At 37.3% G+C, this 26,455-nt stretch carries 16 protein-coding genes, 1 tRNA gene and 2 pseudogenes; 11 read left to right on the plus strand and 8 right to left on the minus strand.

Going from position 1 to position 26,455, the window contains the following annotated elements:
* Positions 1-51: 51 nt before the first annotated feature.
* Both lptF and lptG read left to right on the plus strand, forming a co-directional pair.
* Positions 52-1,197, plus strand: coding sequence for an LPS export ABC transporter permease LptF (lptF, locus tag AC0L5Q_RS17625; protein WP_473612325.1), 1,146 nt, complete (start codon positions 52-54; stop codon positions 1,195-1,197).
* On the plus strand, positions 1,194-2,258 hold the full coding sequence (lptG, locus tag AC0L5Q_RS17630; protein WP_473618329.1) for an LPS export ABC transporter permease LptG: 1,065 nt from the start codon (positions 1,194-1,196) through the stop codon (positions 2,256-2,258). Before lptF ends, lptG begins: the two co-directional genes overlap by 4 nt.
* Before the next feature lie 17 nt (positions 2,259-2,275).
* Here the strand turns inward: lptG and AC0L5Q_RS17635 are convergent, their stop codons facing one another.
* Positions 2,276-2,779: an RDD family protein gene (locus AC0L5Q_RS17635; protein WP_473612328.1), complete on the minus strand. Its 504-nt coding sequence runs from the start codon at positions 2,777-2,779 to the stop codon at positions 2,276-2,278.
* A 261-nt stretch (positions 2,780-3,040) separates the two neighbouring features.
* On the opposite strand from AC0L5Q_RS17635, the gene AC0L5Q_RS17640 reads away from it, so the two are divergent.
* Positions 3,041-3,125: transfer RNA gene (locus AC0L5Q_RS17640), tRNA-Leu, on the plus strand.
* A gap of 101 nt (positions 3,126-3,226) precedes the next feature.
* Here the strand turns inward: AC0L5Q_RS17640 and AC0L5Q_RS17645 are convergent.
* The 5 genes and pseudogenes from AC0L5Q_RS17645 to AC0L5Q_RS17665 form a co-directional block, all read right to left on the minus strand.
* A pseudogene (locus tag AC0L5Q_RS17645) lies at positions 3,227-3,466 on the minus strand (RNase H1/viroplasmin domain-containing protein); the annotation flags it as partial.
* A 627-nt stretch (positions 3,467-4,093) separates the two neighbouring features.
* Complete coding sequence (locus tag AC0L5Q_RS17650; RefSeq protein WP_473612332.1) at positions 4,094-4,453, minus strand: hypothetical protein; 360 nt, start codon at positions 4,451-4,453, stop codon at positions 4,094-4,096.
* Between the two features lie 36 nt (positions 4,454-4,489).
* A complete protein-coding gene (locus AC0L5Q_RS17655) occupies positions 4,490-6,337 on the minus strand; it encodes a glycerophosphodiester phosphodiesterase family protein (protein WP_473612336.1) in 1,848 nt (615 codons plus the stop codon).
* A 50-nt stretch (positions 6,338-6,387) separates the two neighbouring features.
* Positions 6,388-7,326 (minus strand): glycerophosphodiester phosphodiesterase family protein, encoded by a 939-nt coding sequence (locus AC0L5Q_RS17660; RefSeq protein WP_473612339.1) that lies wholly within the window; start codon positions 7,324-7,326, stop codon positions 6,388-6,390.
* Positions 7,327-7,388: 62 nt separating this feature from the next.
* Positions 7,389-10,040 (minus strand): TonB-dependent receptor, encoded by a 2,652-nt coding sequence (locus AC0L5Q_RS17665; protein ID WP_473612343.1) that lies wholly within the window; start codon positions 10,038-10,040, stop codon positions 7,389-7,391.
* Positions 10,041-10,203: 163 nt separating this feature from the next.
* On the opposite strand from AC0L5Q_RS17665, the gene AC0L5Q_RS17670 reads away from it, so the two are divergent.
* The 3 genes from AC0L5Q_RS17670 to AC0L5Q_RS17680 all read left to right on the plus strand — a co-directional run bounded on the left by AC0L5Q_RS17670 (position 10,204) and on the right by AC0L5Q_RS17680 (position 13,727).
* Complete coding sequence (locus tag AC0L5Q_RS17670) at positions 10,204-11,370, plus strand: ROK family transcriptional regulator (protein ID WP_473612347.1); 1,167 nt, start codon at positions 10,204-10,206, stop codon at positions 11,368-11,370.
* A gap of 71 nt (positions 11,371-11,441) precedes the next feature.
* Entirely contained in the window at positions 11,442-12,758 is a 1,317-nt protein-coding gene (locus AC0L5Q_RS17675) for an MFS transporter (protein ID WP_473612351.1), read from the plus strand.
* A gap of 435 nt (positions 12,759-13,193) precedes the next feature.
* Entirely contained in the window at positions 13,194-13,727 is a 534-nt protein-coding gene (locus tag AC0L5Q_RS17680; RefSeq protein ID WP_473612354.1) for a PEP-CTERM sorting domain-containing protein, read from the plus strand.
* 1,073 nt (positions 13,728-14,800) lie between these two features.
* On the opposite strand, the pseudogene AC0L5Q_RS17685 reads toward AC0L5Q_RS17680, so the two are convergent.
* Both AC0L5Q_RS17685 and AC0L5Q_RS17690 read right to left on the minus strand, forming a co-directional pair.
* Positions 14,801-14,978: pseudogene (locus tag AC0L5Q_RS17685) on the minus strand (IS982 family transposase); the annotation flags it as partial.
* Between the two features lie 91 nt (positions 14,979-15,069).
* Positions 15,070-16,944: a sulfatase-like hydrolase/transferase gene (locus tag AC0L5Q_RS17690; RefSeq protein WP_473612358.1), complete on the minus strand. Its 1,875-nt coding sequence runs from the start codon at positions 16,942-16,944 to the stop codon at positions 15,070-15,072.
* Positions 16,945-17,209: 265 nt separating this feature from the next.
* Between AC0L5Q_RS17690 and AC0L5Q_RS17695 the strand changes: the two genes are divergently transcribed.
* The 5 genes from AC0L5Q_RS17695 to AC0L5Q_RS17715 all read left to right on the plus strand — a co-directional run bounded on the left by AC0L5Q_RS17695 (position 17,210) and on the right by AC0L5Q_RS17715 (position 26,427).
* Positions 17,210-18,565 carry a hypothetical protein gene (locus tag AC0L5Q_RS17695; protein ID WP_473612362.1) on the plus strand — a complete coding sequence of 452 codons (1,356 nt, stop codon included), beginning with the start codon at positions 17,210-17,212 and terminating at the stop codon, positions 18,563-18,565.
* Positions 18,566-18,698: 133 nt separating this feature from the next.
* Complete coding sequence (locus tag AC0L5Q_RS17700) at positions 18,699-21,311, plus strand: alpha-amylase family glycosyl hydrolase (protein WP_473612366.1); 2,613 nt, start codon at positions 18,699-18,701, stop codon at positions 21,309-21,311.
* A gap of 13 nt (positions 21,312-21,324) precedes the next feature.
* The gene (locus AC0L5Q_RS17705; RefSeq protein WP_473612369.1) at positions 21,325-22,224 is read left to right on the plus strand and encodes a sialate O-acetylesterase; all 900 of its coding nucleotides are present in this window, start codon (positions 21,325-21,327) and stop codon (positions 22,222-22,224) included.
* 284 nt (positions 22,225-22,508) lie between these two features.
* The gene (locus AC0L5Q_RS17710; protein WP_473612373.1) at positions 22,509-23,219 is read left to right on the plus strand and encodes a helix-turn-helix domain-containing protein; all 711 of its coding nucleotides are present in this window, start codon (positions 22,509-22,511) and stop codon (positions 23,217-23,219) included.
* 631 nt (positions 23,220-23,850) lie between these two features.
* Positions 23,851-26,427, plus strand: a complete 2,577-nt coding sequence (locus tag AC0L5Q_RS17715) for an EAL domain-containing protein (RefSeq protein WP_473612376.1) — start codon at positions 23,851-23,853, stop codon at positions 26,425-26,427.
* Positions 26,428-26,455: the final 28 nt, after the last annotated feature.

Genomic DNA, 26,455 nt, shown 5'->3' on the forward strand with positions numbered 1-26,455 from the left:
TAAAAATAGTGCGATTGTCAGAAAAAAACTAAGTTTTTATAGGATCTATTTGTGATTATTTTTCGCTATTTATTAAAAGAAGTCGCTAAAACGCAGCTTGCTGTATTTTTTGTACTGATGGCGATATTTATTAGTAACAAATTTGTACGTGTTTTGGACGATGCGTCTGAAGGTGGAATTCCTGGTCATTTAGTTATGATTTTCATTGGTTTAAAGGTGCCTGATTTAGCTGGAATGATTTTACCTTTGAGTTTATTTTTAGGGATTTTATTAGCTTATGGCAGGATATACGCTGACAACGAAATGGCGGTATTACATGCCTGTGGTGTGAGCGAATGGTATGTTGTTAGAGTTACGCTTATTCTTGGTTTGATCACCGCAATCGTTACGGGCGCTTTCACCTTATATTTATCACCATTTGCTTCTGAATACGAATACCAAGTTAAAGAAGATTTGGCGGCTGATTCTGGTTTAAGTTCGTTAACCGCAGGGCGGTTTCAAAAAACAGGTAACGAAAAAGCTGTGGTATTTATTCATGATAAAGACCGAGAATCTGGTGCTTTAAAAAAAGTATTTGTTGCTCAATTACCTGATAAAGAACATACCGCTGATAGTATAATTAACTCGAGTTTAGTTTATGCAGCTCAAGGACAAGTCATAGAAGAAGATACCGGCTCTCAACGACTTGTATTAACCGATGGTATTCGATACCAAAATGACGTTAAAAATAAAGAATTTCGAGAAGTCGCTTTTGGCAAATATTATATCCAGATACAAGATCAAAAAGTTGAGCATAAACGTCGTAAATTAAGTGCTATACCAACAGATAAATTATTAATTACTCAAGATGAAGAGTTTCAAAACGAATACCGTGCTGAAATGCAATGGCGAATGGCTTTTCCTATTGTATGTTTAGTGGTTACATTAATTGCTGTGCCACTGAGTACCGTTAATCCACGACAGGGCAAGTTTGGTAAAATGATCCCAGCGTTGATCTTATTTTTAAGTTATTTCTTATTATTAACGGCTTCTCGTTCAGCACTTGAAAGCGGTGCTATTCCTAATGTTATTGGTTTATGGCCAGTACACTTTTTAGCCTTTGTTTTAGGTGTTATTTTATTACTTCAAAATAGAGCGTCAGGACTAAAATTAAAATCACTTTTACCTTCTTTTCCACGTAAAAAAGCAGCTCAATAATGAAAATTCTTGATATATACATCGGTAAAATAATCGCATCGACTACCGCGACTACATTAGCGGTATTTGTAAGCTTAAGCGGTATTATTAAATTTGTAGAACAAATGAAAGCTGTTGGACGTGGTAATTATGACTTATCGCACGCGGCGCTTTATGTGTTGTATGCTATTCCCAGAGATATCGAAATATTTTTCCCGATGGCAACTTTGATTGGTGGCTTAATTGGTATTGGCTCACTTGCGAGTAATAGTGAATTAGTGGTTATGCAGGCTGCGGGCTGGTCGCGTTTAGATATTATTAAATCAGTAATGAAAAGCGCTGTTATTATGATATTGATTAGCATGGCAGTAGGCGAGTGGTTAGCACCAAGAGGTGAAGCAGCTGCGCGTGAAGTAAGAGCACAAGCCATATCAGGCGGTAGTTTAGTTTCTTCTAAAAACGGTGTTTGGGCAAAAGATGGTGACTATTTTGTTCATATCGGTGAAATTAAAGAACACGGTGAACTCACTAACATTCAAATTTATAAATTTAATAACAAACTTAAACTTTCTAGTTGGTTAGCTGCCGAAAGAGCACTTTACAAAACCGATGCTTGGGAGTTAAGCGGTGTAGTAGAAACCTTTGTAACTGATAACAATATATCATCTGAAAAGTTAGCGACAAAAGCATGGGATTCATCATTAACACCCGATAAATTAGGTGTTATTACGCCAGAGTCTTTATCTATTAGTGGCCTGTCAGACTACTTACAATATTTGGAAGATAACGATCAAGACTCAAGCCGATACTTGCTCGCCTTTTGGCGAAAAATAGTTCAACCCATTACTGTAGCTGTTATGTTATTGGTGGCATTGTCGTTTATTTTTGGCCCATTACGTTCTGTTTCTATGGGCGCACGAATAATGATGGGGGTTGCAACAGGTATACTCTTTTATATCAGTAACGAAGTGATGGGCTCAATGAGTTTAGTGTATCAATTACCGCCTATACTTGGCGCTGTGATGCCAAGCATAATATTTGTGAGTATTGCGCTGTACTTGATGCAGCGAAAACCAAATTAAATATCCATTAAGTAGGGCTAAATGTTTTTAGCTCTACTCACTTCAATAGGTAATAAAACCACCTCAGTTTGTGTAAAACGGTCTTGCAAGCTTAACTTGTTTTTTCTATCAAATATAACGGCCAAATTACCTAATCCCATTAATGTGGGTAACAATCTTTTAATGCCTGTTGTTTTAGAAATTAGCGAACCATCTTGATTTTGAACACGTAAACGCCATGCTTTCATACCAATAGTTTGACCACTTCTCGCCCAAAACCATACAAAGAAAAAAGCCACCCAAAAGAAATTCCAGAGATATATTAAACTGCTATATAAAAAGGAGTTTTCTTGTACATCAATCAAGTGCTCATATTCACCCATATCAATAAACCCCAAATGGTTAAAAAAGATAAAAATACAGAATGAGATCAGTCCAGCAACCATATAAACCGCTACAGCAGTTAAAAAATCGTATACCCAACAGGCAACGCGGCGTCTAAAGCCCGCACGAGGGAAGTCGTTATAATTAATTGAATTCATGAGAACACCTTTGAATATTTCGAATAGTTTACCAAAGTGTGTTGTTAAATCGCATTATTTTTTAGAGGATATTTATTAACGGTTAAATAAACAACATCTAAACACATTGTTTTATAAAAACTATTGCTAACACGGTGTTTTTTCGTATAATGCCGACCTCTTAATAATTTCATTGAGAAGTTGTTAAGAAAGAGTTTGTAAAGAAATAGGCTTTTACGTAAAAGATCATTTCTTTGTAAACTCACGTTTACTTCCCTTCATGCCGGTGTGGTGGAATTGGTAGACACGACGGATTCAAAATCCGTTGCCTTCGGGCGTGACGGTTCAAGTCCGTCTTCCGGTACCATTCTTTGCAAGAGACATTAAGCCGACCTAGAGTCGGTTTTTTTGTGTTTGAGATATAGTTAATTTATAGAATTAAAACCAATTTGAAGTCGCTTCAAATAATCATTCATCCCATGGAGGTCGATTGTATTTACCTTCAGCTCGCATTCTTTTTGTTTTCAATGGCTCTTCACTAACCGTGTTTTGCGGCGTTTTACTCTTTTCCTTGACGTGGTTTTTGTAGGCTCTTCGAGCGGCAGCCTTGCTTTCGAAACCTTTATGCTTGCATCCTGAGTAACCGTGAACTTGTTTATTAGTATCTTCCCAGTTGTCGTAAATGCCGGGTTGGCGGCCTTCGAAAACAACATAAGCTTTAAATCTGCTAAAATGGGTGTGTTAGAAAAATCACTTGCCATTAAAAACCACTGCAGTCCTTAGCAAAAAACAGCCTTAATGCGTATCTAAATCCGACTAGTCAATCAGAATAATAGGGCGTGACGAAGGATTCACATATTGCGTATTGATTACGCGATAGATAGGTAATTGTTCATTCACAATATGTTTATTAGACAACAAACGGTCGGCTCGTTTGATGCGATGTTTTTCATATGCTGAAGATGAAATCCTACGTCAGAGGTTACACTGGCTGTAGCTCCATTTAACAAACTGCTCACACAACTCGTTAATGACGCTCGTCTAACTTTATGCATTTTAGGCGTGACAGCTGTAAGAAATTTCTTCAAAATAACAACTTCATTCATGGTATTAGTCTTTAGTGATGTTTGGCGATTGATCTGATCACCAAATACCTTGAATGTTCCAAATTATTTTAACAATGACTCACCACCTTATTTCGTGGGGATACCTCAGACCCTGATCCCAGATACTTTAACCTCAGATACTTTTGACATTGATAAATCTTAAATAACAAGAGCAAGCAATGCATGCTCTTGTTTAAATAATGATTATCTTTGGCCTAACATACTCTCCTTATTTAAACACATATACGCCGGTAAAGCCTTGGGTACTACAATTACCATGATAATTGGCAATTGTGACAATACTGCCATTTATCATCGCCATTTGGAGTTGCGTTACAAATACTCTACCTACAGTATCATCCAAATCGTAACCATTAGAGTGAGCATTAAGATTATGCCTCTGTGTTAGGTCATTAACTGGCGATACCGTTATACTAAGAGCTGGATTGAGATGGTTGGATTGTGAAGAGCCGGTTCTTATTTCTTGAACGTACAATTTGTCTGTTCCGTTAAACTGACAGTTGTCAGCAAAGGCAGAATTATTCAATATAAGAGCTGAAAGCATGCCAGTTAAAATTTTAATTTTCATAGTATTTTCCTTTGATTAATAAATGTTAAATTTATATTAGTTCGCTAAAACGATCGTGGGTGGATTGGGTTGTAATTTCAATAGCGGCATTAATTTGCGCTGTAAAGCAATTGAATTTGTAAGTGAGTTATTCAGGATAGCATCTCTTGTTTCTTCTCTTAAGGCGAACATTACACGGTCTGCATCATCAATAGTCAGGATTTGTACCGATTTGAACTTATCAGCCAAACACCCGTAATTACTCACAGTTACCGCATATTTACCCAAGCCATCATCCTTAAAGTTATAACCAATCACAGCGCTGTTATCCAAGGATGCACCATCCAGACATTTGGCTATTTCCTGAACACCATACTGGTTAGCAAGCGCAAAATGCGAGTTACCTTTAAGATCGATCAGACTCTTAATATTAAAGAGATAAGAAGCAGAATAGTCACAATGTCCAGTTGATGGATAACAATATGGGTTAGTGTAGACCGAAAAATTCTCTGAAATTTGGCGAACATCCGGTGGACGCCATGAGGTCACCCCTAGTCCATTATTGATATTATAAGCATAGGTGGGTAATCCTTGGGTATCGGCTACTTCAAAACCAATAACAGCTGGTATAGGTTTTGAAGTATGTGAAGTTGTATTACTCAACCAGTTTTGCAGGTAATTTTGATTATTGACCTGGTCGGTAAGAGCCGGATAACCGTTAATCGTATTGGTATCCGGGCCAGGCAAACCGCCAGGATAAACCGTCGCTGAACCAGGTGTGACACCATACAGTAAACGGCTTGATAAAACCGGTATCCAATAATAATTGGCCCAAGCAGAAATGTGTGAGGCAAGGGTGTTTCCGTTCCCCGTCAGACCATCGGGATAAACATTGGCAAAGGGTTTTAATACAACCCAATGCTTAGCTGCCACCCCTTTACAATTATAAATGGAATCGATTGCTTTAATTGCCGCAGCCACCTCATCCTGATGGCGTAAGTCTAACACGACAACCATACCCGGATAATGTTGTCCTATAAAGTTGAGTGCTGTTGAAATATTAGTAATATATGCGGTACGACTGTTTGAAACAGAAAAAGCATGTGTATCCCGAGAAAATCCTCTTAGCCGATAGCTTATCGAGGTATCTATTAGTGCGGGATTGAAATTACTCATAGTGGATCTTGATACGGTAGTGGAAGTGTAAGGGGGGAGCTCCTTGGATGGGTAATAAGTGTATAGATCACTCGAATTATGACCAAGACCGCCACCACCTATATCATTAACGGTAAATACGCCCCCTGTATAAGTGTTATTGGCATTTTTAATAACTGGTGGATCAATTAACGGATCCCAATTGTATATTGTTGAGATGTATGACGTTCGGCCAATAGTATAATCGTGCATTAATACCAATTGATTGTTTAGGTCCATATGCACATCCAGCTCGATTAACTCAAAGTTTCTCACACCGGCTTCGATAATCGCCTGAATGGAATTTTCGGGTACCGCATGAGCATTCTCATATATTTTTCCATGTACTCCTCTATGGGCAGAAAGCAACCATTTTTCATTGTGTGCCTCTATGCTCTGGGAGTCATCAAAACGTTTATCCCAAGTACTTTTATCTTGGTTAATGAATTCAATGATTTTATCTTCATCAAACTGCGCATTACCCGGCCCATAATTACATTGGCCATTTTCAGGCTGCACTGCCCACTCGGTAAAACCAGGGCCTGATTGAGGTGCAGGCAGCATCTTAGGATCATTTTTTAATGTGGTGTAATAGCGCTTTGCGATGGTATCGGCTTCATTCGTCATAGAGGCCATCACAGGTAAAAGCCCTTGCACTGTAAAAATGCTGATTAAAGCAGTATATAACCACCTTTTTCGTTTATGTAACATAACACTTTCCTTTTAGTATTTTAGGGAGATTTTGTTTCTAATGATGTTTATCAAGGGTGTTTCACCTCCTGTTGCATGCAATCATCTGTTGATAGTTTGCGTTGTCTTTTCGATGTTAAATAATCAATTAACAGTTGTGGTTGATCGGTTTGGATAATGTTGACTTTGGCATTAGCAAAAGCGTTATATCCAGCTTCTGTGTCTACATCCGCCGCTATTTGATCTGGTCTGCCTAAAGCATTTACCCAAACGGCACTACCTTGCTTATTCAGCTTTTCACTCAGCTTGGCTGACGTATATGAGGGCCGTAAATGAACCATCTTGAAGCCATTTTTTACTAACAAATCCGCTTGCTCTGGACTCTCAGCCATTGGCATTAACCAGGCGTCAGGTAAATGGGGTAATATTCGCGCCAGTACAGCCGGTTGTTGGTGATAAAAAGAGAGTTGCTTATCCATTCCCGCCAATTTTGCTAGCTTGGCGATGGCCGCGAGGGTTTTATCACTGTAATCTTTTAAATCAAGATGGGTGATAACGCCCCTTTTAGCAGCTTCAAACACTTCAGCTAAAGTAGGGATTTTAAGTGCCGACACGCTGCCATCGTTATTCAGTAAATTAACCTGTTTTAATTCAGCTAGGCTCATCTTTGCCACTGCGCCCTGACCATTGGTAGTGCGATCAATCGTTTCGTCATGCATCAGCACCAATGTACCGTCTTTACTCAGTCGTACGTCTAGTTCGACAAAATCTACGCCTAATGCAATCGCATCTTTTATGGCTGACAATGAATTTTCAGGGGAATGCTGATGGGCCCCTCGGTGAGCAGCCACTAAGACATGTTTAGCTGATGGGTGATTTAATACTTTTAGAATTTGCTCAACACGGCAGTTGTTTTGCAAAGTAGAGACTACATGGGGTTGCGCACTAGTCGTGGCTGCAACGAATACTTGTAGATAAATTAACAATGCAATTTGTAGGATTTTATTCATTTTTATCTCTTTAAAAAGGCCTGTTAACTCAATAACAGGCCAGTGCTCTATTTATAATGGATTTAAAAATTGTAGCTAAGGCCCAGCTGAAAGGTTCTGCCGCTTTGTAATACACCTTTAATACGGGTTTTATCATCTTGAGTAAAAGAGCGAATTTGCTCGTTGCTTAGATTAAGCGCATCTAATCTGATTTGAAGGTGTTTAGAAATAGCGTAACCGGCTGAAAAATCGAGTTGACCATAGGCATCACGATAAAGTGGTTGTCCAGCAGTACCTGAAGCATTGAGTAAATAATCTGTACGCCAGTTATATGCTAGCTTCATCGAAACTGGCTCAGCGTCATAATACAAAATTGCGTTGTAACTACTTTTTGATAAGCCAGGCAATTGAGAAGCTAGAATAATGCTGCTCTGTGTTTGCTCATTAAATTCAGCTGAGCTATCGGTAAAGGTCGCGTTAAGTGAGATCCCAGCACCTTGGAAGTTCTCAGGTAAAAATCTAAATGGCGAAGTAAAACCAATCTCAAAGCCAGATATTTTGGCTGATTTTCCGTTTGTTGGGGCGCTGACATACACTGCATGTAAATTGCCATCTGGATCAGGTAGTTGAACTTCAGTAGTGGCAGACTCCACGAAACCATTTAGTTCTTTTTGAAAATAAGCCACGGTAAATGCCGCACCTTCAGCAAAATACCACTCTAAACCAATGTCATAATTAGCCGCGGTAAAAGGGTTAATATCGGGGTTACCAGATTTGCCGGTTAAAGTGCCAAAATTAACGTCAATGGCTGGCGCAATATCCGTTAGGTTTGGTCTAGTCAATGAACGATAAGCGGCAAAACGCGCAACCAATTCTTGGTTAATATCCCATTTCACATTTAAGCTGGGAAGCAATTCATTGTAATCTGTTTCGATACTGACAGGATATTCGCCTGTATCTGTATCCTTACCTGTACCGCTAGAAGTTTGGTTGGTTGCAACATAACGCAGACCCAAATTACCCGAAATATTATCGCCTAATACAAAATTAGTCATAACATAGGCAGCAGTAGTACTTTCTTCTATCTCAAAACTGGCTGTCGCCTTAATTTGTGGACTAAGAGGATTTGTATTCAGAACATCGTCTACTAATCTGCTGTAATCAATTGAGATGATGTTCGCTGGGTAACTAGCAGGGCTGCCGTCTACCGTGAAATCTTTGACTATCAAGTAGTCGGCGATATCGCCACCGAAATCTGGGGATTTTCTCTTATCTTCAAACTGTGAACTGCCTTTTTTTCTGTCACTTAAATGCAGTCCAAAATCAATTTGTTCAAAAAATTCAGAATCTAGTAAATAGCTAAAATCAAGATTGATATTTTGTTGTTTATCTTTGTTTAAGCTTGGTAGATTGCGAATTTCCTGCAAGATACTGTAAGAATTAACGTCACCAATAGCCATCCCTGATGTTGTTGGTGTGAAGGTAACAAAGTCACCAATCATCTCATAAAATATAGCTGTATTTGCACTTCGGATGTCTACAGCTGTCCAATCATAAAAATCTTCTTCAGCATCGGCATAACCGAGAGTCGTCGTCATCATTAACGCGTCGGTTAAGTCAGCATCTAGCTTAAAGCTAGTTTGAAACAAGTTAGTGTCTACGCCATACTCATAACCTAACACACGCATAAAATGAGATTGTTCAGGAAAAGTACCAGAAACAAAGCGTTGATCTTCACGTTGTAAGTCTTCAGGAATATAAGTCGCAGGGTAACCCTCAATCGGATAATCATTTCGGATCTGTTCACCGGTATGATCGGTTTTCGCGTATATTGCATCCCATGTTATTGATACATTGTCAGAGATCTCTCCTTGCAGGGTGAAGGTAGCATTTAATCTTTTTTGTTGGCGGTTATTGGCCATATTTCGAGGATCGCGTGGAATATATAAATCGGCAATGGCGTCAATTTCTTCTTGCGTATACGTACCATTTGCAGGGTCAGCATTAGCACCCATTGACATGGTTAAAGGCACCCAAGTAGAAGTATCAGCCATGTATTCTGTTTTAGTGGTATCTGAATATGCCAGCCCCAACGCTATACCAAATTTGTTGTCACTAAATTGATCGACATATAAAGCAGTAAACTTAGGATCCGTCTTTTCACCTAAATCGTTATAAACTGCTTTCGCACCTATGTTGATTAACTGCTTATCGTAATCAAGCGGTTTATAAGTGCTAAGTTTCACCGTACCTGCTAACCCTCCTTCAATATCTTTAGCCGTCAAACTTTTATTGACCACTGCGCCAGAAAAAAGCTCTGAAGCCAATAAGTTAAAGCTGAATCCCCGCTCTTGTGCAGGTGTAATTGTTTGAATGCCATTTACACTCACTCCTACAAACTCAGAACTTAAGCCTCTAACATTAATTGAACTGGCTTCACCAACCGCAGTTGATTGACCACCACCTTCAATGCGGCTTACTGTAATACCGGGAATACGTTGCAACGCTTCGGCTAAGTTCAAGTCAGGAAATTTACCAATGTCTTCTGCCACAAGTGCATCCGCGAAAACGTTTGATTCACGCTTGACATCCATCGCTTTGGCCAAACTGGCTCTTACCCCAGTGACTTCTATTCTCTCTACTTGTTCATCATTGGAAGTTTCTTTAGCCAGTAAAGGGCTAGAAGCAACTAAAGCTAAGCCACAAGCGAATGCAATTTTGTTTTTGTTAAACATTTCTTTGTCCATTTGAGTAATTGATTGGCAATATATTAATACTTACAACGAGTAGGTTTTATTAAGGTTTTGTGAATTTTACTTACACCGAGTAAATAGGTTGGATACTTGTCTCACTTTTGCTAAATTATGTTTTAAATAAATTTGATGAATGCATACCAATTTGAATACATTTTCACATGACCAATTAATTCACCCTCGTTTTTTTTCTCGAGGCCAACTGAGCCTTGTAAATGATAGTGAGGCCATTGTTTTAGGACAATTACTCCGATGCAAAGAAGCAACACAGGCGGGCTTAGGGGATGGACTAACATTTTCTCAGCAATCAATATCGAGAATGCTAACCACGTTACAAGCTCGAGGAATGGTGATTAAAGGAGCTGCCGGTAAAAATAACCGAAGGGGACAACCTAGTTTCAAATTTTATCTCAATCCACAATTTGCTTATTCGATTGGTATTTCGTTAATGGCTAAAGGAGTCTCATTGGCTCTCATTAATTTTGCCGGCGAAGCGATTGATTATTTCACACCATCGATTGATAACATGGCCAGAGACAATGTATTTTCTGTAGTAACTAAAGGTATAAGTACACTGCTAAATAACAATCAACTCGATTTAGACTGTATTTTTGGTATTGGTCTTAGCGTTACTGGTTTTTATACCGATTCTCAGTCAGCAATGTTTAATACACCGGATTCACTCAACGATTTTGCCCTAACAGATCTCAATGCACTTTTTTCGAAGGCACTTAATTTACCCGTGTGGTCTGATAATGATGGTAATGCAGCAGCTATTGCTGAAAGTATAGGTGGTATAGGAAAGACATTACAAAGCTTTGCCTATTTTTACTTTGCCACAGGAATTGGTGGTGGTGTGATAAATAAACGAGGTTTGTTTAAAGGTATTAATGGTAATGCTGGAGAGTTTCGCGCGATTTTGCCCACTGAAGGTTACCTATCTCCTACGTTAGAGTCTTTGAGAATGAGTGTAAATAAACACGGCAGCCACTTTAAAACAGTCAATGAGCTTGTTGACAATTACTCTGATTCTTTGGCAGGTATAGAAGAATGGATAAGTGATGTTACGCCATCACTTTCACTTATGGTATCAGCCACGTCGGCTGTGTTAGATACTGAAGCGATTGTATTTGGCGGTATTATTCCTAAACAATTGGCTGAGCGATTGATTGCTGAACTGAACTTTTTTGATATTAATCGGCGTGGTGTAAAACGTAAAACCGCGAAAGTAATCACCTCAGAATTAGATTTCGATGCCGCCACCTATGGTGCCGCACTATTACCTTTTACTCAGCGATTTTTTCATTTTTAATTTAACATGACATAATACTTTAATATTGTACTGGTAATGTTCTTCTCGCTACATTTTAATGAATTTGTAAAATGATTAGAACCCAAGTTTTGTACGCTAGTGGTAATATGGGGAAGTCGTCAGTCGCTTCTCTATTTGATATCTTTGCGTTGTTTTATTTTACTGATGTACTTGGTTTCTCTGGCATCGCGGCAGGGAATATTATTTTATTATCTCTAATTTGGGATGGCTTGACAGATCCATGGATTGCAGTCATTACTGATAAGCTTCGAGATAAGTTTACTACCGTCAAAATTTATTTCTTGATTGGAGTACCAGCAACAGCACTGTTTGCAGTTTTGTTTTTTCATTCTGGTTATATCCCTGAAAAATACCGATTTGTATTTGCTGTAACATCACTTTTCTTATTCAGAGCGGCTTATACTATTGTTGATATTCCCCATAATGGTCTATTAAGTTTTATTGTTAATACTCCAAAAGATAGAACGAATGTTGCGGGTATGAGAATTTTTTGTAGCGCATTAGGTCGAGCTCTTGTCACTATTACGTCTGTTCATATTATCGTTGGAATTGCCCCTAACGAATTAAACGCTCAATTTGGCCAAGCTTCACTTCTTTTAGCATTAGTATTTCTATGTATTATGACTTTGTGTTTAAGTTCAATAAAACACATACCGATAGTCCATGAAAACGAGAAACTAAGCGGTTTCAAGTTAACTGATATAATTAAGGAAATATTTCACAATAAACCCCTTGCAATCGTATTTGTGATGTCCGCTATATCTTCGTTGACCACCCATACAGTTAGCACAGTCATTATCTATTTTTCTAAGTATGGATTAAATAACGAATCAATAGGAGGAATGGCATTAACCGTTATGACTTTCGCTCAAGCTGTCTCGTTAATTTTTTGGGTGTTTTTCACCAATAAATTGACTGATAAAGCTTTAAGTGCTCAATTTGCTAATGGGCTATTAGTTATAGCAATGATGCTAGCTCTTCTGGGTATGTCATCTGATAAATCTCTGTATATCGTATGTATATTAACTGGGATAGCGACTAGTGGTATATCCATGCTGAATTGGTCTTTGCTGCCAGATGTATTAGATGCTAATTCAAAAAGTGAGGGTAGGAGATACGACATCAGTGTTTTTGGTTTTTTTACTCTGACAAACAAAATATGTAACGGTGTAGCAATTGCCTATGTTGGCTGGATACTTTCTTTATTTGAATACTCTGCTAATTCAAAAACTGCCTTTGAAGTCATTGACCAAATAATATTTTTTATCCTAATTACTCCATTTATTGGTGGAATTATTTGTTTTATTTTATTAGGAAAACTGAGAAAAGATCACAGGCTAATTCTAAAACTACTGAGTAGTTCGTGATATTTAGTTTTGCAATAGACTCACTGCATTAAAGGTCTGTTATCGCTTCACTTTTGCCAATTGACATATATTATTTATGTCCGCTTTTGGCCGATTGCTGACATTTCAATATTTCGTTTTTATGACTTCTTGGTGCGCAGAGACGACATTAACAGGTAGTTATAGCTAACGTCCGCTGCAAGCTCGCATAGCTGTCGTTTCAAGTATCAAAATTAAAAACAAAAATATACTTCAAACGCTCTGACCCCATTGATTACGTGACTGGACAAGTGTCAAATTATTTTACATTTTTTAATTTAGTGATTAACTAATTTTAACTACCACACTGAAAATAAATAGTTTTTATTCTTTGGTATGATATGTGCTCGTGTACAGTTAGAAGTAACAAAAACATTTACATTCTCTTTCAAGGAATGTATTACAAAGGAAAATACGATGAATATAAAAATGTTAAAAGCGGCTTTGGTTGGTTTGGTTTTATCTGTTAGTGGTTTTGCTAATGCTGGAATTATTTATGACTTTCAATGTAACGACGCGACATGTGGAGGAGTAGATGATTGGGGCGGTTATTTTGAAATAATAGAATCAGCTGTTGCAAACCAAAGTTTAACGGGTACTTCTGAAATTATTGATTTTGTATTCATGAGTCCTGACAAAGGAGGTTTAACATTTGTTTTGGCTGGCTTGTCAGACGATATTAAAATAACATTTTCTGCTGATGGAAACCTAATAACATCCATTACTGATAACGGCGTGAACGCAGATTGTAATGCAAGCGGACCAGAGGCGTGTTTTACTAATGGTCTTGATGCATTATTTGTAAGTGAAACCTTTGTAAATGATGTAGGTTTTAACAGCCAACAAGGGCAGTGGATAGCAAGAACTCAAGTACCAGAACCATCTACCCTTGCCATCCTCGCATTAGGCGTTATGGGTTTAGCATCACGTCAATTTAAGAAACAATCTTAATAATTTCTTTGTAGCAAATTCTAGAAAAACATCAATTGTCAATATTGGTGTTTTTTTGTGTTTGGAGATTAATAATCTATTTTTTTCATCAATAAACCATCAGCATAGGATACTTAATCCTATGCTATACCATGAATATAAAACCTTCTAAGGCTTTAATTTACGATTAAGCACTACTAGCATCATTTTTATAGTTTTTGACAACAATTCATTCCCGTAAAATATTTCCTTTATCGAATAGCTACGAAAGAGTTGTAGTTAGATAAACAAAGAATAATGTCAGCTTTCTAACTTTAAGCAGGCTATTTCAATGTCATTATTTTATAATGGAAAGGGTCTTCAGTGTGGCAGTAGTTATCCTTTCAAACTAAGCCTGAATCTCCGCTTTTGGCTAACTCAAGAAGTATCTAATGATCACTAGCTTAATGTTAACAAAGTGGCATTACTTAGCATTAATATGTTAAATACCAACGGCAGGAATGAGCTTAAACCAGCCCTACAGGCTTGTAGTGAATTTGGTTAATGTCAGCTTTTGGCTATAAGTTGACCTAAAGAAGAATTAAACGCTAACGTCAACAAAGCGCACAAAGTGATCGTTAATATTTCAAACGTGAACGACGGCAATGGTGGCACACTAGTCTGTTGAGTTTAGGAGTTAAGCTATAGAAGATACTCTAGATAATTTTATTTAAGATTCTTACTTAGTATTATCCATCTCCTTAAACGTTAGGTGATACAAATGACAAAGAAAAAGCGTCCCGGTTTTAGTCCTTAATTTCGTTTAGAAACAGCATGATTAGTGATTAATAATGGTTATATTCTCGAAGATGAAGCGAAAGCGATGGGGTTGCTTATTCCACCGTTAGCAAATGGGTTAAGCAGTTAAAAGAAGAGTGAAAAGGTAAGTAACCTAAGCGACTTATATGTTCCCTGAGCAATTAAAAATAAGTGAATTTGAAAAAAAGTTTGAACGTATTGAATGAGAAAAGGGTATATTAAAAAAGGCTACCGCTCTGTTGATGTAGACTCACTGAACAATTATTATTAACTTGAGAGGGCTTAAGCGACGACTCTTAAGCGACAACCATAGTGTTTAGCTTTAGATCAGGTCGATTAAGGCTTGGCTTGTTTTCTTTAAAACAACAAACCATTAATCCCGTCATTAAAAGTAAGCATTAAGCCATTCATATTCCTATGTTTTGAGTGTTCAATAAACGAAGTATTCTTTAATTGGTCGTTTATAATATCTACTCGTCATTCGATTGTTTTAACATTTGTTAAATTATTTCTCATACCTAGTTCGATATTGCTGACAATAAACTAGGTATGAGTCGGTATGTGGCTAATAATTAGGTCGTTGCAAATGCTTTATATTTTTTGCAGGAATTAAATCCATTGGAATGTCGATACGCTTGTCATCGGCACCGGCAGCAAAGTTGCTGATGTTATAGCTATTTAACGTCGACCAGTCCATTTCAACTCGACCATCCCCTAAGACAATATTACCAAGCTTCTCTCTAAACCAATTTGCTAATGGTAAGTATTGAATGGTATATGCGATGTTGTTACGCTCAAGTGGGTCATTGCGTAAATCATATAAGGCAAGATCTACTTTTAAAGGCTCTGCTGTTAATGCCCAAGTAATGTTGTCGTTCAGTAGTGGTGTTTTCGCTACCGTTCGGCGATCACGAGTACGCATTGAAAAAGCGAAATCTTTTGTGCGTAAATAAGCACGATGGCCTGATACTAAATTCATTTCGCCGACAATATAATCACGTTTAAAATGAGTGTCATTGGCGACAACCTCTAAATCGCTACCGTCTAAATAGTTATAGCGTGCTTGATTAATGTCAATATCGGCTGCCGCCATCATAGTTGGCGCAAAATCAACATATTCAACTAATTTATCGACGATTTTACCTGCAGGGTATTTTTTCTTATCCGAAGAAACGACAATCACGGCGCCATTTAAAGATTCACGCCACGATCCAAATTTTGCCATGATCCCTTGTTCTCCTAAATGCCAACCATGATCGCCCACGGTGAAAACAATTAAATATTCACGGCCTTGTTGTTTCGAATGTGCCTTAAATGCCTCTACAGCCTCACCAATTAATGCATCGCCGAAAGCGGTAAACGCATAATAATCACGAATCGCTTGTTGTTTTTCATCAACGCTCATCATATCGGTTTTTGATTCATTATAAATTTGCATTTGTTGCGGATTAAATGTTGATAATTCATCGCTATCAAATGCCGGTAATTTGTATACTTTATCTTTAAATTGATCACGGAATTTTTTCGGTGGCATCACGGGGGTATGCGGTAAATGAAAACCTAGATTGACGAATACTGGCTTATTTTTATCAGCACTTTTTACTTTTCGGCCGGACAGGGTTTTATAATTTTTCCCTGTATTGGTTAAATAATTTTTAAACTCTTCTACGATGCGTGCATCAACAGTTTTATCAGCAGGTTGAGGGTTAACACCACCTAGAATTAAGCCTTTATTAATACGCGTATAAGCACGTAGAATATCAAATTCTTCTTCTACTTCATCAACAACTTGTTGTTCTTGTTTGGTTAACTGGCGATGTTGTTTTGACAACACATACGTTTTTTTACGGCCGTCAGGATAATAAACCGTTTCAGTGCTATCTCGGCGCAATAATAAGCCATCAATCAAACCATAAGCGCCAGTTTGATAAAATCCGCCAAAGCCCTGGCTATATAGATCTCGATTAAATTCAATTTCCAAATCAAAAATATTACTTTTGCCTTTAAACTTTTCTCGAATACCGTGATGAGTTTTACCTATAATTGCTGTGCTATAACCGGCATCTCGTAAGCTTTGTGAAACAGCCGGTGTGGCAATATCAGTTTGTTGATGCACTTGTTCCCATGCAAATTTTCCGCTGCGAAACGGATATTTACCAAGATGCATAGAAGTACGCGACGGCCCACAAGCTGGAGATTGATTATACGCTTTGGTATATAGCACACCTTCAGCTGCGAGCTTGTTAATATTGGGGGATGATACATAGCCTAATGGGCTTTCACTTTTACCTATGGTAGCGCGGTTATAAGCTTCGATAGAGTCTGGTCGATGGTCATCAGTAATGATCCAAAGGATATTCGGTTGAGATTCTTTAGCCAAACTTGACTGACTAATTAAAAAAGTAGTTAACAATAAGAGTTTGCTAAAGTTTTTATGCATATTCATTCCTTAATTGATAAAATCTGAACTCAAGAGTTCAATGTATTATGTTTGGCGTTATTCTTTTGCTATTACGCCTTGTTTGAGGTCGTCGCAAAACAGTAATACGAGAAGTCGATATTGTTGCTTTCAAATACCTGTTTTTAATTTAGCTATCCGTATTAACGGAATTTAAGTACACTAGATTAACCACTGTTTTATTTATTTGTAAGTAAAATTAAGCTACTAACTATGGGTTAACACGTTAAGTTAACGGTTACCAAAGATGACTCAAAAAATATCAAATAACTCAATTCCAGATAACGCACTAATCTCGGCGCAACTCAAGCGAATCATGAATAGTAGCACCTTTAACCGTTCAAAAGTTAATAGTAATTTACTCCGTTACCTAGTTGAGTACGCGTTGGTAACGAGAGAAAAAGAAGGGAAAATAAAAGGCCCAAAAGAAATTGAAATTGCAATGGAAGTTTTTGATAAAGGTGATAATTATAACCCCGTGGAAGATTCGTTCGTCAGGGTTTATATTTCAAAACTACGCAAAAAACTAGAAGTCTTTTATCAAACAGAAGGGCAACAAGAAGCGTTTCAAATAATTATTCCTTCGGGAGGTTATGAACTTTCATTTGTCGTGAAAACGCCCCCTGTAGAAAGTGATAGCAACACATTGATTAGCGCAACAGAGCAACCGCAAGATGTTCGGTTAGACTTGGCTAACAGTACACCAGAACAAGGAAACTTTTGGCAACGAGGTTTTCGGTATCAAACCATTCTCACCATTTTATTAGTGTTTTCTCTATCTATACATATTTATGCTTTTTTTGGCCGTTCTGCGGACCAAAATGACAATTTTGAAGCGGTTAAGGAGCATCCGATTTGGCGTGATTTACTTAATCATCAAAAACCAATCTTGATTGTTGTAGGTGATTTTTTTGTTATGGCCGAGTTAGATTCATACTCAAAAAATTGGCGAGCAGTGATCGATTTTCAAGTGAATAATGAGCTAGATTTAAAACGATATTTTGAGCGCTACCCAGCAAAGAAAGAGGTGATGCATAAAACTAACATCACTTACTTATCGAATAAAAGTGTCTTTTCAATGAAGCACTTGCTTCCACTATTCGACGATGTGGCGGAAATAGATATACGCTTGGTCTCGGAACTATCTGCCAGTGATTTACGTGAATATAACTTAGTCTACCTTGGTGAGTTTAAAATGCTTGGCCCTTTAGCTACTTACTTTAAAGGATCGAATTTTCAAATAGCACCCCGTTCTTTAACACACCGTCAGACCAAAAAAGTTTATGATGTTAAAGGCGTTTTTGAGGAGTACTATACTGATTATGGTCTATTTGCTAAATTCGCTGGACCCAATGAAAACCTAATCTACACATTTGCGGGTTTTTCAGATGCTTCTATTAGCCAAATGACTAAATTTGCTACAACGTTAGAGCATTTGAACTCTGATGAGTTTGAAAATAATATCAAAGAGAAAACTTATTCGAATATAGAATTATTATTTTCAACTACGAGTTTTAATCGAACCGGTTTAGGCGTCAACATTGCTGAAGGCGGAAAAATTAATCCTGACAACATATGGGTTAATACTGACTCAAAATTATAACCCACATTAATTACCATGCTCTTCGATATTAGTACTATGCATTCGTATTCACTGCTGAATCGTTTGAGACACCTTTGCCTATCGTATAGTATTTAGCGATAAACAAAGCTGTCAAGAGAACCTTAGAATACTTATGAAAAAGTCTTTAATAATCATTTGGGTATTACTAATATTATATGGATGTGGCGCCGAGCAAGCTGTATATATTGATTCTGAGAACAAGCTAAACGCTTCGACTGAGTCTAAATTACTGCTCCATGTTCCTTCCCCTGAATGGCAAGATCAAATCATCTATTTTTTGATGACGGATCGCTTTGCCGATGGTAACCCTAATAACAATGATTTAGGTGCTAACGAATACAATCCAAACAAAGAAAGTCATTATAGTGGAGGCGATTTACAAGGTGTTATCAATCAGCTTGACTATATTCAAAATCTCGGAGCGACAGCGGTCTGGACTACTCCGGTTGTTGCTAACCAATGGTGGGCAACGGCGGAAAATTATGGCGGCTATCACGGTTACTGGGCTATTGATTTTAGTAATGTAGACGCTCATTTAGGGACAACAGATACCTTCAAACAACTATCGGATCAACTACACCGCCGTGGCATGTATTTAATTCAAGATATTGTGGTGAATCACACGGGTAACTTTTTCAATTATAAAGGTGGTGTAGACGGCTACGATCCAAACAACACAGCCAAAAATTTTTTCTTAATCGAGAAACCTAACTCTTTACAGTCGGCACCAATCCAAGCCCCGTTTGACTTAATCGACAGAAATAATGCGGAACACGTGAAGGCTGACATCTACAATTGGACACCATCAATTAAAGATTATAACGATACCTCTCAGCAGTTTACATATCAACTGGCAAGCCTTGCTGATCTCAACACCAAAAATCCTGTGGTGATCAATAAATTCAAACAAATCTACGGTGATTGGATTAAAAGTGTCGGCATAGATGCATTCAGAATCGATACCGTAAGATACGTCGACCATGAATTTTTTCATAAATTTATGCATGATGAAGATGGTATTCATGCAGTAGCAAAGTCAACGGGAAGAAATGATTTTTTAGCCTTTGGTGAAGTGTTTGATACTTCAAAAGCTTATCAAAATGACGCAGAACATAGGGTTGCTAGCTATCTAGGAAGCGAAGAAAAGCCAGAATTAAATTCGCTTATTTCTTTTCCTCTTCACCATGAGCTTAAAACTGTTTTTGCCCAAGGTTTTCCTACTGAACACTTATCATATCGTATTAAGCAACATATGGAGGTTTATAACAATCCTTATGTCATTCCTACGTTTATTGATAACCATGATATGGCTCGTTTTTTGGCAAGTGGTGATGTGGCAGGATTTAAACAAGCCTTAGCCACTATTTTAACTATCCCTGGGATCCCTGTCATATATCAAGGTTCGGCCCAAGCAATGATGGAGTCTCGTCAGGCTATGTTTAAAGGGGGCTTTATGGCAAGTAAAGACTACTTTAATCAAGACACTGAACTTTATAAGTTTATTGCCGAGCTCACCCATCTTCGTACCAGCGATAAATTATTTACTCGAGGTTCTTTGCAGATGATCGCAGCGAATAAAAACGGGCCTGGGTTACTCGCATATAAACGTGAATATCAAGGTAGAACTGTGCTGGTTATGTTTAATACTTCTCGCGACGATATCCTAGTTAATGGTATGAAAGCGTCAAATCAATCGGGCACTTTGCGGGCACTATTTGGTGATGTAAGTGGTATGTCTTTAGATGCTTCAGGTTATCTTACCACTCAATTACCGGGTCGTAGTATCGTCATAGCAGAACTTGAAAGTAATGATGAAAATGTTGCACAAGTGTCCGGAAATATAGCAATCAACACTTCAAGGCCAGTGCAAACCGTCACACAGGACATTGTAATAACAGGACGCTCTAGCTACCCAAATAGCAAATTACTGTTGATAAAGAATACTTACTTAAAATCAGCACGAGAGATTTTGACAGACGAAACAGGAAGTTGGCAGATCACTTATCCAGTGAACAACTTGGGACAAGAAAAAGTGTCACTTGTGGTCTATCATCCTGAAAAAAATACCTCAAGCGACGCATTCTCCTTTGAGACTTTTGTTGAGCACCCTGAACGCACGTTTACCTTCAGCGACCCTATAGGTGACGATATAGGTTTAGATGGTAAACTTAGCGCTCCAACACATAGCCAAAGCATTGGTCAGCAAGACATCATAACGGCCAAAGCAGAAATTGGTGGTGAAGTACTGAAACTAACCTTAACTATGAAACAGCTCACCAATGACTGGCTACCAACCAATGGATTTGACAATGTTGCCTTCAGCCTCTTTTTCGATTTAGCTGAAAAGAAAGGATCTAAAATTCTTCCGATGATCAACGCTGAAATGCCATATGACTGGACATGGGATCTAGGTCATGTGATTTATGGTTGGGGTAACACAACATTTTCAACCCAAAATGCAAATGCATATCACCAAGGGGATAAGTTTGGTATTGCACCACTAGTGACCGTAGATAAAAGTCTCAAAACAATAACTTTCTCCTATCGTGCTAATGACTTTGGAGTAACCTCATGGCTGAACAGTCACATATATATCACCACTTGGGATATCACTGGTGAAGGAGCTTATCGAGAGCTAACCCCTACGCCAGAACTTTGGAGCTTTGGTGGTGGCAACCATGACGATGCTAAAATTATCGACTTTTTAGAAATAACCCTACAATAATGAGAAACAGATTATGAAAACTAAATTAATTACGACTCTACTGCTATTTTGCACAATTCTTGTGGCTAAGGCTGCTGAATATCAAGTGTTCTACTTAGGTGGACAATCAAATATGGACGGTTATGGCTACAACAATGTTTTGCCTGCCGATTTATTAAAACCACAAGACGTAATGATTTTTCATGGTAATGGCGTACTTGATAATAAACAAGGTGGTAGTGAAGGGGTTTGGAGTAAAATTCAACCAGGCCATGGCACAGGGTTTAAATCAGATGGTAATAAAAATACCTACTCTGATCGATTTGGCCTTGAGTTGACCTTTGCTGATACCCTGAGTAAAAAAATGCCAAATAAGAAGATTGCTATTATCAAATATTCTGCTGGCGGTACAGGGTTAGCGCTAAAAACTGGTTATGGTAACTGGTCTCCTGATTTTGCAGAAGGAGAAGGTAAGAACCAATATGATTACGCATTAAAAACTATTCAAAATGCCTTTGCCACAAATGACATAGATGGTGACGGTGAACCAGACACTCTTATTCCTGCAGGTATCATTTGGATGCAGGGAGAAGCCGATGCACACACAAGTACACATTCTGCCAATGCTTATTTAGATAACCTTACCCGTTTGATGTCCTTATTGCGTGCATCACTGAGAAAAGACGATATTCCCGTGGTGATAGGTAAAATCACAAATTCAAACTTAGAAGAGGGGATCATGCCATATATCAAACGTGTTCAAACGGCTCAGCGCCTATTTACCGAACAAGATATCTGTGCCAGCTATATGACTAAAACCAGTAATTACGATTACACCCCAAAAGATGCTTGGCATTATGCAAGTGATAGCTATATAAGCATGGGGAAAGACTTTGCAACTGCATACCTTCAGCTTGCAAAACAATGTCAATAAACATGTAAGATGTTATGACCCTATGAATGCTGACAAGATTGAGTGTGTGAAGTGATTTAAACACATCATGATCTTATTAATGTGAAAAACTGCGTCATCGAAAGGGCTGTAAAGTTTCTATTACCGCCTGATGGCGCAGTGTTGGTATTCTGTTCTTTCGGCAAGCTTATTGCTGCTACTGAGCTTCCATCTTGGAGCACATATTACCTCAGCCAACTTATAATAATTCATTGCTGTAAATATTGTTTTTTAAGAAAGCTTAAGCTCTTTTTCAAGACTATTTTGTGGGTATAAATAGTGTTGTATTAGGGGCTGTTGACCTTTCAGGTATGTTTGATGTTTATAAGGGAGAAGGCTCTCATTGTCTTTACCCTTATAGTCATACTATTGAATTGGACCATGCTCAGCCTTGTGCATGTATAGGTATTAAGTTCAAAGTGGGCGCATTATATTCATTAAATAAGATCCCATTTACTCAAGTATTACTAAACACAGCCAATATAATGAATTTTGATATTTTTGAAGGTGCCGCTGACATTAGTGAAAATGAGCTACTTGTTATGGCGAAGAATGAACATGAAAAATGTATCGCGATATTAGATAAAATGATTTCATCTTTATTAGCTAATTGCTACGAAGATAAACATAGCGAAATCACAAGAAAAGCGCTTCCTTTGCTAACCGATAAGCCTATTAATGAGTTAGGCGATATGCTGTTTTGTTCGCAGCGTACTCTTGAACGAAGTTTCTTAAAAGTAACAGGTTTCACGCTTAAGCAATGTCAGTCGATGAATAAACTTGAGACTATTTTAGAATATCTTTATCAACGTCAACCATGTGATATTAACTGGGGTGATATTGCTTATCAATTTGGTTTTAGCGATCAACCGCATTTGATTCGTTACTTAAAAAAACACATTAATCTAACACCAAATAATTATGCTCAACAGCGTGGCTTTACTATTGATGTTTATGGCGGTGTGGGAGCTAAATAACGTTGTCTGTTTTGTTCAATGATATCAACTATGATCATTAACATATGCTTATACAAATGTATGGTTAAACCTGTTACTCCTAATATTAGTGATGCACTAGATCATTACCTATACAGATATTGAGCGTAAGGAAAGTGTATATTCTTTTTCTGTTGATAACGTTAAAAATACAGTTAATACACAAGTTATTTATAACTACGAGTAAAATAGTTAAGCCTTTGTTTTATTTGTTATTTTCATGTTTTACTGAGAGGGGGTAAATAGTGTGAGACGATCAATGATTATTTATTGAGCTAAGTTACGTTTTTCAGCTATAGTTATATTAGTTACGGTTGAATCATGATTCATGTCATTTTACCTGTTAACGAATATTAAACTTTTTTGGGACTTATTAACTTTTAGTGTTTTTAAAATAAAAAATAAAAAATAATAAATGATAAAACGAACACACACTTATATTTTGTCTTTTTTGATAACATTATGCTTATTATTGGGTGGCATTGCCTATGCTAACCAATCAGTTTTGGTTTTACATTCTTATCATGCTGAACATATATGGGTACAAATGATTAAGAGAGGGATAGATAAAAGCCTCGGTAATTCAACTGATTTATCTGTATATCATGAGTATATGGATACAAAACGTTATCCTTTATTTTCTCACAAAACGAAGTTTCTTGAGTATATTCAAGATAAATATGCCGATACTGTGCTCGATGTCATTATTGTTTCAGATGATGCGGCCTTAGCATTGGTGAGAGAAAACAGAGTTACATTATTTGAAAATATTCCTATAGTTTTTTTAGGAATAAACAATGTCGATAATCAGCTGATTAATACGCCTAATATTACAGGTGCATTTGAGAATAGAGATGTTGCCAGTGCAGTGTTTGATATTAAAAATTTAACACAAATCGATGAATTAATTATTATTACCGACAGTAGTAAGCCTGGACAAGCTAATTTATCTAAGCTTAATAAAGTTAAACATAGCAAGAATGCACCTAGTAATATTCACGTATTGATTGACTTAAAGAAAGATCAAATTATAAATAAGCTGAGGCAATACTCTCCAAGAGTACCCATTTTTAAAATAGGTCAAATAGTTAAATCGTCTACAAATAATTCTTTATTATCGTGGGATGAAGGCACATCCATATTAACTTCTAATATAAAAAACCCTCTATTTACCCTTTCAAGTACATCAATAAAATATGGTGCATTGGGAGTGCATATGCTCAATGGTGAAAAGCACGGTGAACAAGGGGCGTTATACGCTCGTCGTATTTTAGAAGGTACAAAAGTCACTGAACTACCACCTATCATTAAAGCGAAATCAATTTGGACATTTAACTGGCCATTAATTCAACATTACAAGTATGCCAATGGTCATATTCCTGCTGGTAGCCTGTTTATTAATAAAGAAGAATCTTTTTATGAAAAAAACAAAGAGTTAGTTTTTGGAGCGTTAACGGTATTTACCATTGCATTGTTAATTATTGGGCTTTTAATTGAGCTGGTTCGCCGTGGTCGTCAAACACAAGCTATTCTCACTAACAACGAAAACAGATATAAACAACTTGCGCAGGCGGGGGCGAATGTTTTTTGGGAAATAGATACAAATCATAAAATAACGTATTTATCAGGTAACACTGAGGTGCTTCTTGGTAAGTCTATAGAAGAGCTAAAAGGGCATTACTTTGGCTATATTTTTCAAGATGAAAATATTAATGAATTTCCATTAGAAAAAGCTAAAAACGTATTTAAACGTAAGCTACCAATTGAACGCTTTATATTTAAAAGAAAAATAGCACGAGATCGAGTGAAGGTATTGGTTATTAATGGCGGCCCAATGTTTAATAAGTCTGGCGAATATATTGGATATAGAGGAATATGTAACGACGTAACCATGGAGCAGCAACTTACAGAAAAACTGGCCTATCAAGCTGAATACGATGTGCTTACAGGGCTCATTAATAGAGGGAGTTTTCTTGTACAACTTAAAAAAGAAATTAAGAAAGTACCTAAAATATCCTCATTTATCTGTTTTTTAGATTTAGACCGCTTCAAGCTGGTTAACGATACGGCAGGTCATTTAGTGGGTGATGCTATGCTCACCAAAATAGCGGATGAAATTAGTTCATGTATTGAAGAAGAAGATGTTTTAGGTCGATTTGGCGGTGATGAATTTGGATTGTTACTCGTTGATAAGTCACAGGAAAAAGCATTAGCTTTATGCGAAAATATCGTAAAAAAAATCAATCAATTTCATTTTCAATGGAATGATAAGAAAATTGCGGTAGGTATGAGTATAGGCATGGTGCCACTAGATCGTGATTTATCAGAAATCGAATTATTAAGTAAAGCAGACCTTTCATGCTATAAAGCCAAAGACTTAGGTCGAGACAGGGTTTATTTTGCTGACCCTAATAACATGGAATTACACGCTGAAGCTATTCAAATGGGATATATAGCCAATATAACGCAGGCACTCAAGAACAATCAGTTCTATTTAGTTAAGCAGCCCATAGCCAATGCAAGTTACGATGATTCGCATTTACATTACGAGATTTTACTTCGTTTTAAAGACGACAATGGTGTAAATGTTTCACCGGCTTCATTTATTCCCGCAGCTGAAAAATATGGTGTTATTACGTTAATTGATTCATGGGTTGTACAGAATGTTTTTGACAATTACAGTAACTATTTTTCACCAGATACACTCGTTTCTATAAATTTATCAGGACTAAGTTTAAGCAACGAAGAGTTTATTAAAAAACTTACAACACTCGTACTTAACTCTTCAATCGATTGTCGTAATATATGTTTTGAAATTACGGAAACTGCGGTTATTTCAAACCTATCGAGTGCGCTGTTATTTATCGATAAAATGAAAAAGCTAGGTATTAAATTTGCTTTAGATGATTTTGGCAGCGGTGCGTCTTCGTTTGGGTATTTAAAACAGCTTCCTGTGGATTATCTTAAAATTGACGGTAGTCTGATCACAAGTATGCTTTGTGAACCCATTGATAGAGCTATTATCAAATCAATTCATGAAGTGGCTAAAATGATGAATATGCAGACTATCGCCGAGTTTGTTGAGAATGATGAACTGAGAGTTGCATTAGCCGATATGGGAATTGACCTAGTTCAAGGATATGGCATTGGTAAGCCTATACCGTGTCAGTTGGTTCAAAAGGTTGCTTAATCACTATCTATCTGAGGGTTTCTCATCT

The sequence above is a fragment of the Pseudocolwellia sp. G5-9 genome (assembly GCF_055808995.1).